The organism is Pseudomonas sp. MDV22-iso1 (genome assembly GCF_058145095.1).
On sequence record NZ_JBYVMF010000018.1, the window covers coordinates 1 to 15,351 of the forward strand.

9 protein-coding genes and 1 pseudogene are annotated in these 15,351 nt (G+C 62.8%); 7 read left to right on the plus strand and 3 right to left on the minus strand.

Annotated features, from left to right (window positions below):
* The 3 genes and pseudogenes from AC3ZVB_RS19725 to gspG form a co-directional block, all read right to left on the minus strand.
* Positions 1-216, minus strand: a pseudogene (locus AC3ZVB_RS19725) (hypothetical protein); the annotation flags it as partial.
* 29 nt (positions 217-245) lie between these two features.
* A complete protein-coding gene (locus AC3ZVB_RS19730) occupies positions 246-1,433 on the minus strand; it encodes a type II secretion system F family protein (RefSeq protein ID WP_194693518.1) in 1,188 nt (395 codons plus the stop codon).
* A gap of 14 nt (positions 1,434-1,447) precedes the next feature.
* On the minus strand, positions 1,448-1,882 hold the full coding sequence (gspG, locus tag AC3ZVB_RS19735) for a type II secretion system major pseudopilin GspG (protein ID WP_162440966.1): 435 nt from the start codon (positions 1,880-1,882) through the stop codon (positions 1,448-1,450).
* A gap of 195 nt (positions 1,883-2,077) precedes the next feature.
* Between gspG and AC3ZVB_RS19740 the strand changes: the two genes are divergently transcribed.
* The 7 genes from AC3ZVB_RS19740 (at position 2,078) to AC3ZVB_RS19770 (ending at position 15,208) form a co-directional block, all read left to right on the plus strand.
* A complete protein-coding gene (locus AC3ZVB_RS19740) occupies positions 2,078-2,686 on the plus strand; it encodes a lytic transglycosylase domain-containing protein (RefSeq protein WP_162440969.1) in 609 nt (202 codons plus the stop codon).
* 685 nt (positions 2,687-3,371) lie between these two features.
* Positions 3,372-9,200 carry a manganese-oxidizing multicopper oxidase MnxG gene (gene mnxG / locus AC3ZVB_RS19745; protein WP_490147486.1) on the plus strand — a complete coding sequence of 1,943 codons (5,829 nt, stop codon included), beginning with the start codon at positions 3,372-3,374 and terminating at the stop codon, positions 9,198-9,200.
* 104 nt (positions 9,201-9,304) lie between these two features.
* Entirely contained in the window at positions 9,305-11,395 is a 2,091-nt protein-coding gene (locus AC3ZVB_RS19750; protein WP_490147487.1) for a YncE family protein, read from the plus strand.
* Between the two features lie 13 nt (positions 11,396-11,408).
* Positions 11,409-12,065 carry an SCO family protein gene (locus AC3ZVB_RS19755; RefSeq protein WP_490147488.1) on the plus strand — a complete coding sequence of 219 codons (657 nt, stop codon included), beginning with the start codon at positions 11,409-11,411 and terminating at the stop codon, positions 12,063-12,065.
* The gene (locus AC3ZVB_RS19760; protein ID WP_490147489.1) at positions 12,062-12,682 is read left to right on the plus strand and encodes an SCO family protein; all 621 of its coding nucleotides are present in this window, start codon (positions 12,062-12,064) and stop codon (positions 12,680-12,682) included. Before AC3ZVB_RS19755 ends, AC3ZVB_RS19760 begins: the two co-directional genes overlap by 4 nt.
* 9 nt (positions 12,683-12,691) lie before the next feature.
* Positions 12,692-14,242 carry a cytochrome c/ABC transporter substrate-binding protein gene (locus tag AC3ZVB_RS19765; RefSeq protein WP_490147490.1) on the plus strand — a complete coding sequence of 517 codons (1,551 nt, stop codon included), beginning with the start codon at positions 12,692-12,694 and terminating at the stop codon, positions 14,240-14,242.
* Between the two features lie 12 nt (positions 14,243-14,254).
* Complete coding sequence (locus AC3ZVB_RS19770) at positions 14,255-15,208, plus strand: peptidylprolyl isomerase (RefSeq protein ID WP_490147491.1); 954 nt, start codon at positions 14,255-14,257, stop codon at positions 15,206-15,208.
* Positions 15,209-15,351 lie beyond the last annotated feature (143 nt).

Consider the following 15,351-nt stretch of genomic DNA (forward strand, 5'->3'; position numbering starts at 1 on the left):
TCCGCCGCCACCGCCGTTTCCGCCACCACCGCCACCACTTCCGCCACCACCGCCACCTCCGTTCCCGCCGCCGCCACCACCACTTCCGCCGCCCCCTCCGCCACCATCCTTCGCGTGAGCACTAGACATACCGGAAAAGCTGTCCGGTACAAGGACAGTGGATGCCGACAGAACTGCGCCAATAGCCACTGCGAGCAAAAGCTTCTTCATGTGCATATCGATCTCCGTCTTTTTTTCTGGGTTTATCAGTGAATACTCGAGGCGAGCTCGAATATGGGGATGTACATCAGGATGACGATCACCCCGATCAGCAGGCCGATGAAGGTCATGAGCAAGGGTTCGAACAGGCGCACGAACCATTCCAGCCAGCGGCTGATTTCTTCGTCGTAGAAGTCGGCGCTGCGCTCCATCATCTGCCCGAGGTTGCCGGATTGTTCCCCGGCGCGCAGCAGGCGCAGGGACACGGGTGTCACCAGGTGGTTGAGTTCCAGCGAGGTCGACAGGGATTGCCCTTCGCGTACTCGCTCGCACGCCTGGTCCAGGCGGCAACGCGAGGCGACGTTGAGCTGGGCGCGCACCATGCCCATGGCCGTGACGAGGGGGATGCCGCCCTGCAGGAGAATGCCCAGGGAACGGTAGAAACGCGCCAGTTCGTACATGACGATGCGCTGGTGGATGGCGGGAATTTTTTCGATCAGACGGTCGACGCCACGGCGAAAGCCCGGCTGGCGCTGAAGGAACACCAAGGCTGCGATGATCGCGGCCAGGGTTCCGAAGAATTCGCTCTGGTGAGCGTGCAGGAACATCCCGCTGCTCATCAGCACCTGGGACAGCCACGGCAGATTGTCGCCCAGGCCTTCGAACACCAGGCTGAAGCGCGGCACCACATAACCCATCAAAAATAAAACCACGCCACCTCCCACCACCAGCAACAGCATGGGGTAGATCGAAGCGCTGACGATCTTCTGTCGGACCTCGTCCATGCGCTGGCGATAGCTGACATAGCGGCCCAGGGCATCGCCCACGGCGCCGGTCTTCTCGCTGGACTGTACCAGCGCAACGTAAAGCGCAGGGAAAACTGCCGACAGCTGGCCGAGTGCCTGGGAGAACGATTTGCCCTCATACAAAAGGCGAACCAGCTCGCTCAAGGTTTTGCGGGCCTGCGGGGCGTTTTCTTTTTCGGCGAGGCTTTCCAGCGCATCGATCAACGGCAGGCCGGCATTGAGCAATGTGGTCAGTTCCTGGCTGAACAACACCAGGTTGAACGTCTCGCGCTTTTGCAAACGCAGCGCTCGCCAGTGTCGCTCGGCGTGCAGGCTCACCACGCGCAGGCCCTGGTCTTCGACGATGCGCCGGGCTTCGCTGTGGCCGGGCGCTTCGACAGTCATCGACACCACACCGGCCTTGCCCACTGCCTTGAGATGAAAGCGCATGCTCGCCACTCCCGTCATTGCCAGCTGGTGACTTCGGCGTTTTCGCCTTCGCCGCCGGGCTGGCCGTCCTTGCCCATGGAGAGCAGGTCGTACTCGCCGTTTTCGCCGGGGTAGCGATAGGCGTAGTTACGCCCCCACGGGTCCTGCGGCAGTTTTTTCTGCAGATAAGGACCGGTCCAGCGGGTTTCGTCGCTCGGCGCGGTGACCAGCGCCTGCAAGCCCTGTTCGGTGGACGGGTAATGGCCGACCTCCAGACGGTACAGATCGAGGGCCTTGCCCAGGCCTTCGATTTGCGCCTTGGCCACCTTCACTTCCGAGCGGCCAAGCTGGGCGAAATACTTCGGCGCAACGATGCCGGCCAACAGCCCGAGCACCACCAGCACCACCAGCAATTCGAGGAGGGTGAAACCGCGTTGGGTACGCGGGGCACAACACAGACGCTGATTCATGATGACCTCACACAGTCGGCAGAAGGGTCGCTTTGATGGCTTATGCAATTGCCATGCTCAGGCCCCGATATTCTCCTGCAGCCCCCGTCCTGCGGGCCTTTCCAGTTGCGGCACGGTGCTTGCGTAAGCCTCTTTCACGATCAGCCATTGGGGCATTACCCCCATTTTTCGGGGCAGGTCAGGGGAGGCACCATGATCAAATCTCTCACCGCTGGACTGCTTGGCGGGCTGCTGCTGACCGGCGTCGTGCAAGCCGATGTGTTCGTTTCCGTGGACGCCAAGGGCGGCTACGTGTTGTCCAACGTCCATCGCCCCGGGCGCCACTATGAGCGGGTGATTCGCGAGCCCGAACAGGCCCAGGTCAGCCTCGATCAACAGCCCCAGATGATTGCGGCCAGGCCCTATGCCGAGCTGGTGTCGGCGGCCGCGACCGCCAACCAGTTACCGGCGGCGCTGTTGCATGCGGTGATCCAGACCGAGTCCAGCTACAACTCCAGCGCGACGTCCCCGGCAGGGGCGGGCGGGTTGATGCAATTGATGCCCGACACGGCCCGGGAGATGGGGGTCAAGGATGTCTACGATCCGAAAGCCAACATCCAGGGCGGCGCCAAATACCTCAAGCGCCTGATGACCCTGTTCGACAACGACATCGCCCTTGCCGTGGCAGCCTACAACGCCGGCCCGCAAGCGGTGCTCAGCCGTGGCGGAGTGATTCCGCCGTTCGCCGAAACCCAGCGTTATGTGCCCAGTGTCCTGCGCCAGTATCGGCGTTTGCAGGGGCTGGCCGTGGATGCGCCGTTGTGAGTGATCACTGTCGGGGCCCATTTCCCCACATGTGGGGGAAAAAAAGGGCACTGACTCAGCGGTGAGCTGATTGTGCCAAGGGGATTCCTGTGGCGAGAGGATTCCGTGGCGAGGGGATTCCGTGGTGAGGGGATTCCGTGGTGAGGGGATTCTGTGGCGAGGGGATTCTGTGGCGAGGGGATTTATCCCCGTTGGGTCGCGCAGCGGCCCCCTCAGTTTGCGCCACCAATCAAAAGCTAACTGCCCGCCCCACGGTGTCCGTTCAGGGACAATGAAGGTTTTTTTGGAGGGGGCCGCTGCGCGACCCAACGGGGATAAATCCCCTCGCCACAGATTCCCAATTTCACAGATCCCCTTGGCCACAGAAATCCTAATTTCACAGATCCCTTTGGCCACAGAGTCCCATCACAGATCCCCTTGGCCACGGAATCCCAATTTCACAGATCCCCTTGGCCACAGAATCCCTAGCCACAGTTCCCCTCGCCAAGCTCGCTCTGGCGGGCACACCGCCTATCAATCTTGAAAGCCCCGAAAAGTGGGGGAATGGGTGGGGAATATCCCCCTACTTATCAAGTCGTTCAGATAACCATTTGATAACAAACAAAATTATTTATGGCATGCAGATTGCTCAAGATGATTTGTCAAGAATTGCTCCTAATGAGCATCTCCAGCGAGGCCCGTGATCATGACCGGCAAACCCAACGCTCATCATCTGCTTAATCTGCTGCTGTTTCTGATGCCGATGTTCGGCCTGGAGACGGCACAGGCGGCCCTGCGCTGTGAGCGCAATCTGGTCGCAAACGTCGTGGCGCTGGATCAGCCGCTGATGTTCAACCGGCTCGGCGCACAGAACGTCAACGGGATGATGTTCGCCCTGCGCCGCGATGTGGTCGACGACCACAACAGGTCACTGGCCCAGGGTGGCACGGCGGTGCCGGGCAAGGTTTCGCTGCGGCCCGACAAGCGTCCGCGTCCGTTGGTGCTGCGGGTTGCGGCCGGCGATTGCCTGACCATCAACCTGCAGAACCTGCTGGCCTACCAAGCCAACCCCGGCAGCCATGACAGCGGCGAGGAAGAGGAAGGCGAAATCGAAGGTGAAGTGGAGATCGGTGAAGCCGACGACTTCAAGGTCGACGAGCAGGTCACTGACCGGCATGTCGGCTTCCAGGTCAACGGCATGCAGGCGGTCAACAGCATTGATGACATTGCCTCCTTCACCGGCCGCAATGCCAACACCCTGATTGCCCCCGGCGCAAGCCGCTCCTATACCTTGTACGCTGAACGCGAAGGCGCGTTTGCCGCCAGCAGCCGTGGCGCCACCTTCGGTGGGGAAGGTGCTGCAGGTAACGTCGCCAACGGCCTGTTCGGCGAAGTGGTGGTCGTGCCCAAAGGCGGGCGCACCTATCGCAACACCGTGACCGAAGAAGAAATGCGTCTGGCCAGCACCGGGCGTACCCCGACCGGTCAGCCCATCGTCGACTACCAGGCGCGCTACCCGCAACGCGAGCCGTGGATTCGTGAAGGCAAGGCCGGCACGCCGATCATCAACATGGTCGACGGCAACGAAATCATCTCCAGCGAAAGTGACGCGATCGTCATGGGCAGCAACGCCGACGGCAGCTTCCCGCCTTCGACCTATCCGCTGGAAGCCGTTGGCAAACGCAACCCGGCGTTGCCCAACCGGCTGGAACCGTTCCGCGATTTCGCCTCGCAGTTCCAGGATGAAACCGCCGCGACCCAGGCATTCCCGGCCTACTGGGCAGACCCGGTCATGGCCCACGTGCTGGAGCCGACCCGCGACTCGTTCATGATCAACTATGGCTCCGGTGGCATGGGCGCCGAAGTGGTCGCCAACCGTCTGGGCGTCGGGCCGATGCACGACTGCCTGTCCTGCGCCTATGAAGAATTTTTCCTCAGCTCGCACACCGTCGGCGACGTGGCGATGCTGGTGGACGTACCGGCCAACGCCGGGCTGGAAAACATTCGTCCCGGTGAAACGCCACGCGCCGACCAGATCGGGGTCAAAGCCACCATGGCGCTTTACCCGTCCGAGCCATCGAACGTCAACCACAGCTACATCGGTGACTTCGTGAAATTCCGCAACACGCACAACGGCCACGAGCAGCATATCTTCCACCTGCACGGGCATCAGTGGCTGTTCAACCCCAACGATGACAACTCCGACTACGTGGATGCCCAGGGCATCGGCCCGGGCGCCGGCTACACCTATGAAATCGCCAACGGCGGTTCGGGCAACCGCAACCGCGTGGCCGGCGATGCGATCTATCACTGCCACTTCTATCCGCACTTCGCCCAGGGCATGTGGGCTATGTGGCGGGTGCATGACGTGTTTGAAGAAGGCACCAAACTCGAAGTCTCGCAGCAAGGCGACGACGGTTATCACAGCGAACCCTATGCCTTGCGCAGCGGCAAACCCGCGGCGGGCGCACGGGCCTTGCCCGATGGCGAAATCATCGCCGGTACGCCGATTCCAGCGGTCGTGCCGCTGCCCGGCAAAGCCATGGCGCCGATGCCAGGCAAGGTCGCGGTCGTACCGAAAATCGGGGAAACCCTGGTGGCCGGTCACGACGATGACGATGAAGAAGACGATGACGACCACCAAAGTGGCACCGGTGGCGCCCAGGCCATCGGTTCGCTGGCCCTGGTGGATCGCAGCGAAGCCAACCGCAATGCCGATGGCAGCCTGAAAAACCCAGGCTACCCATTCTGGATTGGCGGCATGGAAACCTCGGTCGGCCAACGCCCACCGACCCCACCCCTGGACATGCTCGATGCCGCCAAGGCCCAGGCCTTGAAAACCAGCGGCAACGCACTGTGGGCCAACCTCGACCCGGCGCAGTCCGGTGGTTGGGATGGCGGTTTGGGCCGGCACTCGCTGGACGGTTTCTCATCCGGTGGTGAAGCGCGTACCGTCACCACTTCGCTGGATTTCTCCAAGGAAGTCACCCGCGCCAAGCCGATCTACATGCCGGAAGAGGGCACCGAGGTCGAGCAGGCCGCCATGGCCTTCCACGCCAAGAAGGATCACCCCAGCTACGCGTTGCTCCCGGGCAACCAGATCGTTGCGAAAGCCTTCCGCACCAACGGCGCCTTGCCAATCGCCGGCGCGCCGTATTACGAACCTTGCATGGACGATCGGCAAAAACGCCTGACCAGCAGCGCCGGCACCGGCGAGTTTGCCAGTGGCGAACGGGTCGACGGCATGTCCTACACCGGTTCCTCTACGTTCACCGCCGACCGTCCGCGCGTCTACAAAGCGGCGAACATTCAGTTCGATGCGGTGTACAACAAGGTCGGTTACCACTTCCCGCAAGCGCGCATTCTCGCCCTGTGGGAGGACGCCTGGCCGGTGATCACCAAGCAGCGCCCACCAGAGCCTCTGGTCATGCGCATGAACACCTTCGACTGCGTGCAATACCAGCAAACCAACCTGGTGCCGGCCGTCTATGAGATGGACGACTATCAGGTGCGCACGCCAACCGATGTGATCGGCCAGCACATTCACCTGCCTAAATGGGACCTGACCGCGGCCGACGGTTCGGCGAACGGCTGGAACTACGAAGACGGCGTGCTCTCCCCAGGTGCCGTGCAGGAACGTATCCACGCGATTCGCGAGTTCAATCAGTGCCTCGGCGCCGATCCGCGTGACGGCACACCGGCCTGCCCGAAAGCCAAGAGTCACCCGTTCTTCGGTCAATATGGCCGGGCGGACTGGGTCGGGGCGCGCACGGCGATGCAACGCTGGTTCGTCGATCCGGTGGTGAACACCAAAGGCGTCGACCGTGGCCTGGGCACCATCTTCACCCATGACCACCTCGGCCCATCGACTCACCAACAGATTGGTCTGTACGCCACCGTACTGGCCGAACCTGCCGGTTCCACCTGGTTCCACGCCGAAACCGGCGAGCAGCTGTACAGCGGCGCACGGCAGGACGGCGGGCCGACTTCGTGGCAAGCGGTGGTGTCTACCGGTGACCTGGACGGCGACGGCAAGAACGACAGCTTCCGCGAGTTCTTCCTTGAGTACAGCGACTTCCAGCACGCCTATGAAGCCGGTGTGTATGTCGGCGCCGGCCCCAATGGCGTGCCGAATCCACAAGCGTTCCCGGCCACGGCTGACAGCTTCCGCTACGCCATCAACCCGCCTGTGCGCAACAACGCCAGCAACCTGCTGGACGGCATCATCGAAGTGCAGGGCGGCATGGTTCCGGGTTGCCCGAGCCGGCCTTGCCCGCAGGCAATTTCGGTCGATGACCCGGGCATGTTCGTCGTCAACTACCGCAACGAGCCCTTGGCGCTGCGGGTCTATGACCCGAACAAAATCGGCCCGGACGGCAAACGCGGCATGCAGGCGGACGGCCTGGCCGGCGACCTCGCTTACGCCATGCAAAGCCGTACCGACCGTGCCATCGCGGCGATGAACCTGGCGCCAAACCAGGTCACTTCCGCGACCGGCCCAACCGGCGGCACCACGCTGTTCCCACCGCACATCAACCGTGGCGGCGCAGAGGCTGGCGACCCGTTCACCCCGATGCTGCGCACCTACACCGGTGACAACGTGCGCCTGCGGTTACATGCAGGTGGCCACGAGGAGGAGCACAACGTGACCTTGCACGGGGTTAAATGGCTGCAGAGCGGTTCCGGCTTCGGCAACAGCTCCAACTCCGGCTGGCGCGCCTCGCAAATGGTCGGTATCTCCGAGCAGATGGGCTTCAATGCGCCAGTGTCGATGCTCTCCAGTTCGGCGGCGACCACGGGGGACTATCTGTACTCGATGGACGCCTCAATTGAAGGCTACTGGAACGGAATCTGGGGCGTGATGCGCAACTACACGGCCCAACGCAGCGATCTGTTCGCCTTGCCGAACAATCCGAAACCGGCGGGCATGCGCAACACCGTGGCGTACGAGGGTTCCTGCCCACGGTACAGCGCCAACCCCAATGGCATCGGCACCCGGCCGACCGTGCAACGTAACTATGAAGTGGTCGCGGCGCTGGCTAACGACATCCTGCGCAACCCGTTGAACCTGGTCATCGGCGATCCCGCCGGGCTTGGCCAGCATGTCGGCGGGCCGTTGAATCCGGCAGGCGGCACCTTGGTGTTCAACTCGCGGACGGTGAATATCCCGCAGGTCACGGTGGTCGACCCTGAAGACGGCGAAACCATCACCATCGGCGGGCAAAGCGGGCCGCTGCATGATCCAACCGCGATCCTGTATGTGCGCAAATCCGACCTCGACCCCACCACCGGCAAGATGAAACCGGGTGTGCCGGTAGAGCCACTGGTACTGCGCGCAGCAGCGGGTGATTGCATCAACGTCACCCTGGAAAACCGCCTGCCGCTGATCATGCCCGACCTGACCCAGACGGCTGTGATGCAAGGCCTGGTCAAACGTGATCGCAACAGTGGCCAGGGTTCGACCATCTTCACCAACAACCTGATCCGGCCGTCCAGTCATGTGGGGCTGCATGCCCAGCTGCTGGCGTACGACATCACCAAATCCGACGGCACCAACGTCGGCGCCAACCCGCCCCAGACGGTTCCACCACGGGCCGGCAACACCGGCGCCTACCCGACGCGTACCTACCAGTACTACGCCGGGCACCTGGAGCGTGAAGGCAAACCCGTCACGCAACTGGGCCGCAGTGTCGACAACATCAACGCCACGGCGGTGGAGTTCGGCGGGCTGAGCATCACCCCGGCGGATGTGATCAAGCAGGGGCAGAAAGGGCTGGGGGGTGCCATGAGCATCCTGCCGGTCGGCGCGACCTGGGTCGAGGATGCCCGCAAGACCAACGCCACGGTCACGGCGCCAGGGCAGGCGGTGTACCGCGACTTTGCGATGGTCTGGCAGAAAGCCTTGAACATGCGCTGGGCCAACGGCCGGCCAGTGGAAGGTATTGCCGCCGAAGGGTTCGGGGTGCCGACCGATCCGCAGGACAACTCGAGCATGGCCATCAACTACAAGGCCGAGCCAATGTGGTTCCGCTTCGGCCTGGCGCCAGACGCACCGTTCGGACATGCCGGTGGTGCCGGCTACGGCGACGTGCCTAATGCCCACATGGCCTACAGCAATGCGCTGATCGGCGGTGATCCGCAGACGCCGGTGCTCTATGTGAAACCGGGGCAACCGTTCCGCACCCACATCCTGTTGCCGACCGGTGGCAGCCGTGGCTCGACCTTCCAGCTGGATGGTCACGTGTGGTCGGTCAACCCGTTCCAGTCGGAGAAGAGCGACACCGGTGGTTATCCGATGGGTACCCCTGGGGTAGGGTCGGTGCGGTTCGGCTACAACCCGATGTCGATGTACATCGGCGCCCGGGAAAGCATTCTGCCAGCGGCGCACTTCAGCTTCATGCACCCGAGCGCCGGGGGCAGCAACGCCATACCAGGTGATTACCTGTACCGGGACTACGGCGCATACGGCAATACCTCCGGGTTGTGGGGACTGTTGCGGGTGACCAACGAACCGGAACCGGCGCCAGCACCGTAACTGGGGACCGCTCCAACGGTGGCGAGGGAGCAAGCTCCCTCGCCACAGGATTAGCATCGCACTGCACGCGACAGACAGGCACAGATCTGTAAGGGGAGTAGGCAATGAACAGGACCATCAAAATCACCACCAGTGCACTGGTTGTCGGCGCGGCGCTGATCGGGCTGGGGCTCTGGAAGACCATACCGTCGGACATGCTCAGCGAGATCGCGCTGCCGAATACCTGGTCCGCCAACGCCAGTTCGCCCGCGACCACGCAATCTCCTCTGTCCACCCCGCCCCCTGTGGGAGCGGGCTTGCCCGCGAATGCTTCACCTCGGTCTACCGACCAGCCACCTGTAGAAGCGGGCCTGCTCGCGATGAAGTCACCACAGACCCTCGAGCGAGACGGCGTATCAATCGCCTTGGAAGTCCGCCCCCTGGCCGAAGACGGCGTGCTGCGCGAAGGCGAGTTCGCCGATGTGCGTTTTCGCATCACCGACAGCGCCTCGGGTCAGCCACTGGCAGGCGTCGCGCCGGGTGCCTGGCTCGACCCGGAAACCGTCGCGGCGGATCAGGCCCAGGGCCGGGAAAAGAGTTGCAAATCCCGGGTCGGGGTGTTCCTCAAATCAAGCATCGGCGCACGCCCCATGCTCGATCTCAACAGCTACTTCCTGCTGGTGATGAATCGCGATGCCAGCGTCTCGGTGGTCGACCCTTCGGTCTCCGTGGGTGGCATCACCAGCACCATGTCGCGCATCGACATCAAGCAACCGCCGATGGACTGGACCACCCCCAAGGACAACAAACGGGTGTTCGTTTCGATGCCCACGGCGGGTGAAATCGCCGTGATCGACAGCGAGCAATTCAAACTGCTCGACTCGGTGCCTGCTGGCAGTAACCCGGTGCGCGTGGCACTGCAACCGGATGAGCGTTTGCTGTGGGTCGGCAACAACGCCAGGAGTGCCGAAGCGTCCGGGGTGACGGTCATCGACGCCCGCAGCCTCAAGCCTCTCAAACACCTGGCGACGGGTGCCGGGCACCATGAAATCGCCTTCAGCAAGGACAGCCGCTACGCCTTCGTCAGCAACCGCGACGACGGCACGGTCAGCATCATCGACATCGCCAGCCTGACCATCAGCAAGCAACTCAAGACCGGCTCGCACCCGCTGTCCGTGGCCTACTCGCCGCTGTCCCAGGCGGCGTACGTGGCCGACGGCAAGGACGGCACGGTCACCGTGATCGACACCGCCAGCCTGACGGTGCGCCGGGTGATCCAGCTCAAGCAGGGCCTCGGTCCGATGAGCTTCAGCGCCGACGGACGCTTCGCCATCGTGCTCAATACCCTGGAGAACCAGGCCTCGGTCATCGACGCCGCGACCAACTCGCTGATCCATGACCTGGACGTCTCTGCTGAACCCTTCCAGGTTGTGTTCACCAAGGCCTATGCCTACATCCGCGGCCTGGCCTCGGCCAAGGTCACCATGATCAACCTGTCTTCCCTGGGCGAAGGCCGCAAGCCCATCACCCAGGGCTTCGAAGCCGGTCCCCAGGCGCCGCGTCTGGCGGGTGATCTGCCACTGGCATCGAGCCTGGCGGTGTCCCGGGATGACAACGCAGTGTTCGTGGTCAACCCGGTGGACAACACCACCTACTTTTACGCCGAAGGCATGAACGCACCGATGTCCGGCTACCCCAATCGCGGGCAGGTGGCGCGTGCGGCGCTGGTGATCGATCGCAGCCTGCGCGAAATCGAGCCGGGGCTGTACAGCGCGCGGGTCAAGCTGCCGGTGGCCGGGCGATTCGACGTGGCCTTCCTGCTCAACCAGCCGAACATCATCCACTGCTTCACCGCGCTGGTTGAGCCCTCCATGAACCTCGCCAGGCAACCCGGTGTGCCAAAGGTCGAGTTCATGCTGGACAAATCCACCGCCGACCTCGGCAGCCCCTACGTCGTGCGCTTTCGCATCGTCCAGGGCCAGCAGAAAACCGAGCGCAGCGGGGTCAGTGATGTGAAGGTGCGGTACTTCCGCGCGCCGTCATCGAAAACCCGGACCGTCGCGGCGCTGGAGGTGGGCAATGGCGTATACGAAGCCCCGGTGACCCTCGACCAGAACGGTGCCTGGTACCTGCATGTACGCGCGGCCTCATTGGGCGCGAGCTTCGACGACAAGACTTTTGCCAGCGTCCGGGTACTCCCTGGCAACGCCCACTGAAGAGGACATCGACATGAACCGATTCGCACACTGTGGACTGCTGACGCTGTGCCTGCTGGCCAGTGGTATCGGTCAGGCCCTGGCTCACTCGGCGGATGAACACGCCGGGCACACCATGGACGCCAAGAGCGCCAGCTCCGAAAACGCGCAGGTCAAGTTCGCCGACGTTGCCCTGGTGGACCAGGACGGCAAGGCCGTGCGCCTGGAAAAAGACCTGGTGACCAACAAGATCGTGGTCATGAGTTTCATCTACACCAGCTGCACCACCGTGTGCCCGGTGGTGTCGTCGATCATGGGCAAGGTGCAGAAACAGCTTGGCGCACGGGTCGGCAGCGAGGTGCAGCTGGTGTCGATCAGCATCGACCCGCAGCGCGATGATCCCAAGCGCCTGAACGATTACGCCCGCGCCTTCCAGAACGGTCCTGGCTGGAGCTGGCTGACCGGCTCGACCCAATCGGTGAATGAAACCCTCAAGGGCCTGGGCAGCTTCAGCGGTGACTTCAAAAGCCATGCGCCGCTGATTCTGGTGGGCGATGGCAACAGCAGCCACTGGACCCGTTACTACGGTTTCACCGACCCGAGCGTGCTGATCCGTGAGGTCGAAAAACTCAGTGGTCAACGCAACACCCACGCCAGGCACACCGCCATTGCCATGGAGCAGCAGCCATGAGAGCGCTCATTTTGATCGTCCTGAGCATGTGCTCCTGCGTGTTCAGCTTGATGGCGCTCGCTCACGAAGGGCATGCAGAACCCGCACCCGCCGTGGCGGCTGCGCAACCGGCCACGGGCACCCGTGATGCCAAGGCCTGGTTTACCGACACGCCGCTGCAGGACCAGAACGGCGAGACCCTGCGCTTCTACAGTGACGCGCTGCAAAACCGCGTGGTGCTGTTGAATGTGATTTTCACCAGTTGCAACGATGCCTGCCCGTTGATTACCCGCAAGCTCAAAGAGGTTCGTGAAGCGCTGGGCGACAAGGCGGACGGCATCACCTTTATCTCCCTTACCAGTGATCCGCTGCGGGATACCCCGGCGGTACTCAAGGCTTACACCTTGAAACAAGGGGTAGACGACCCCCACTGGCTTTTTCTCACCGGCGACAAGGCGCAGATGGACCTGGTGCTCGGACGTATCGGCCAGATCGTGCCCACCCCCGAGCAGCACTCCACGCAGCTGATTGTCGGTGACGTAGCCAACAAGCGCTGGAGCAAGATCCGCCCCGATGCCCCGGCCGCCGCCATTGCCCAGCGCTTGCAGTTGCTGACAATGCCTGTGGTCGGCCGTTGAGCGCGCGCCATGAAAATTTCACTCGTCTTCGGCCTGTTATTCCTTGGCAGCCTGCAGGTCGCTGCCCAGGAACTGCCGTTGAGCCCCAGCGAAAGTGCCGGTAAACGGCTGTTCCGCGAAGGGCTGTCGGCGAGCGGTGAACCGATCATGGCGCGGGTCGGCGCGGCGGGGATGCTGTTGCCGGCCACCAGCCTGCCATGCGCCAACTGTCACGGTGCCGATGGCCTGGGTCGACCCGAAGGGGGCGTGCGACCACCGGACCTGAGCTGGCCACGGCTCAGCAGCACCTATGGCCAGCAGCAGGTCAATGGCCGCGATTACCCGGCGTACACCGACGCCGCGCTGTCCAGGGCGGTCCAGGAAGGCCTGGACCCTGGCAATAATCGGCTGGACCCGGCCATGCCGCGTTTCGTTTTGTCGATGAACGATCAGCGCAACCTCACGGCCTACCTCAAGCGCCTGGCCGATGACCGCGATCCGGGGCTGGACCCGGAAACCGTGCACCTGGGCACCTTGTTACCGAGCCAGGGACCCTTGGCCGAGGAGGGGGCCACAGTGGCAGCAGTGCTTAACGGCAGCGTGGCGCGGATCAACCAGGCGGGAGGCATTCATGGCCGGCGGATACGCCTGACCATTCTTGATCCCGGACCGGATCGCGCCAGCGCTGAGCAGGCACTGGATCAGTTGATCGAACGGGAACAGGTGTTCGCCCTGGTCGCACCGATGGTGCCGGCACTGGACGCAGAACTGGCGGCGCGACTGGAGCGCGCCCGTGTGCCGCTGATCGGTCCGCTGTCGCACCAGGGCATGTCCGGGACCAGCCGGCAGATCTTCGAGCCGTTGCCGGGTTTGCGCGAGCAAATGATCGCGCTGGCCGATTACGCCACCGGCGGTTTGCGCGTGTTGCAGGGACCGACGCTGATCACCTACCCAGACGAACCCAATCAGCGTCTGGCGGCGCAAACCCTCGGCCAGTATCTGCAAGACCACGCGTGGCAGAACGTCCATCTGCAAGTCTATGACCCGGCGCGGGACGACTTGCCATTGGGTTCGCGTTCGGTGTTCTACCTGGGCAGCGGTGGCGGGTTCAGACGCCTCGCCGAGCGCTTGCAGACCGCGGGGCAGGTGCCGTATTTGTTCGCCGCTTCGAACCAGGTGGCCGGGGACTTGTTCCAGGTGCCCAGCAGCTTTTCCCGACGGGTGTTCCTCGCTTATCCGTTCGTGCCCAGTGACTGGACGCGGGCCGGACGCCTGGCCCTGTCCAGGGTGCGCGAAACCCAAGGCCTGGGCGGCCAGCATGCGGTGCTGCAAGTAAGCGTTTTCAGCTCGATGCTGCTGTTCAGCGAAGGCATGAAACAGACCGGGCGCGACGCCAGCCGCGAGAAACTCATCAGCGCGCTGGAAGGCCTGCACGACTTCGATACCGGGCTGACCCCACTGATCAGTTTCGGCCCGGGCCGTCGCCTGGGCTTGAGTGGCGCCCATGTCGTCACGGTGGACCTGACTGACCAGCGCTTCTATCTGGTCGCCCCGTACAAACCCATTGCCGCGATCCCCTGACTGGAGGTCGACATGAAACTCAACACCTGGTTGATCCTGATGAGCCTGTGGGCGCCCGTCGCCTTCAGCAGCAATGGCCCGGCCGCTGCGCGGGTCAACGGCGAGGAGATTTCCGAGTTTCGTCTGGAGCGTTTTTTCGTCGAATACCTGGAAGATCAGGGGCGGGCAGTCGGCAGTATTCGCAACCCCACAGCCTACAAGCAGTTGCGGCGCAAGGCGCTGGACGCGTTGATCGACAAGGAATTGCTCTGGCAAGAGGCGGTGAAACGCGGGGTGGTGATCAGCGATGCCGTTGTCAAAAATCAGATCGATCAAACCCGCGAGGCTATGGGCGGCACCGAGGTGTTCGTCCGCCGATTGAATGATGCCGGTTTCGACGAAGCCGGTTTTACCGAGTACACCCGACGCGAATTGGCGGCGCAACAGGTGTACGCCGAGCTCACTAAAGTCGACGCGCCGGACGAACAGCAGGTCCGCGCTTTTTACGAGGAGCATCGCGCAGAAATGAGCCGGCCCGAAGAAGTCCAGGCCCGGCATATTCTGGTCAAAGTGCCGCAAGGTGCCGATGCCGCCACAATTGAAGCCGCGCGACTACGCTTATTAGAGATGAGAGTGAAGATCACTCAAGGTGCAGATTTTGCCAGTGTTGCCAGGAGCAGTTCCGAGGATGACTCCGCCAGCGCGGGCGGGGAGCTGGGTTACTTCCCTCGGGGCCGGATGTTGCCGGAATTCGAAGCGACAGCTTTTTCCATGGCCGCAGGTGAGATCAGTGAGCCGGTGCGCACCGCCGTTGGGTGGCACCTGATTTATTTACAGAACCACCAGGAGGCGGCCGATGTCACACAGGAGCAGGGGCTTGAAATGGTCAGGGCGTACCTTGCCCGACAGCAACAGACCCAGGCGCGCCTTCAGGCCTTGGCACAACTTCGGTCAAGCAATCGAATCGAACGGATTGACGACGATTGAAGATTGTTCCCCAATAGTGGGGCAAAGCTTCAGGGTACATCCGTGCGCTTCCCCCGCCTTTGGGGGGTGGGGTACTTGGGCGAAAATGATTTTTTATACATATCAACGACATGCAGTGGTAAAAACACCGGCGCTCAGCCTGG

Excerpts from the sequence above, each read along its gene's own strand:
- AC3ZVB_RS19730 (WP_194693518.1), bottom strand. The coding sequence starts at position 1,433 with ATGCGCTTTCATCTCAAGGCAGTGGGCAAGGCCGGTGTGGTGTCGATG.
- gspG (WP_162440966.1), bottom strand. The coding sequence starts at position 1,882 with ATGAATCAGCGTCTGTGTTGTGCCCCGCGTACCCAACGCGGTTTCACC.
- mnxG (WP_490147486.1), top strand. The coding sequence starts at position 3,372 with ATGACCGGCAAACCCAACGCTCATCATCTGCTTAATCTGCTGCTGTTT.
- AC3ZVB_RS19750 (WP_490147487.1), top strand. The coding sequence starts at position 9,305 with ATGAACAGGACCATCAAAATCACCACCAGTGCACTGGTTGTCGGCGCG.
- AC3ZVB_RS19755 (WP_490147488.1), top strand. The coding sequence starts at position 11,409 with ATGAACCGATTCGCACACTGTGGACTGCTGACGCTGTGCCTGCTGGCC.
- AC3ZVB_RS19760 (WP_490147489.1), top strand. The coding sequence starts at position 12,062 with ATGAGAGCGCTCATTTTGATCGTCCTGAGCATGTGCTCCTGCGTGTTC.
- AC3ZVB_RS19765 (WP_490147490.1), top strand. The coding sequence starts at position 12,692 with ATGAAAATTTCACTCGTCTTCGGCCTGTTATTCCTTGGCAGCCTGCAG.
- AC3ZVB_RS19770 (WP_490147491.1), top strand. The coding sequence starts at position 14,255 with ATGAAACTCAACACCTGGTTGATCCTGATGAGCCTGTGGGCGCCCGTC.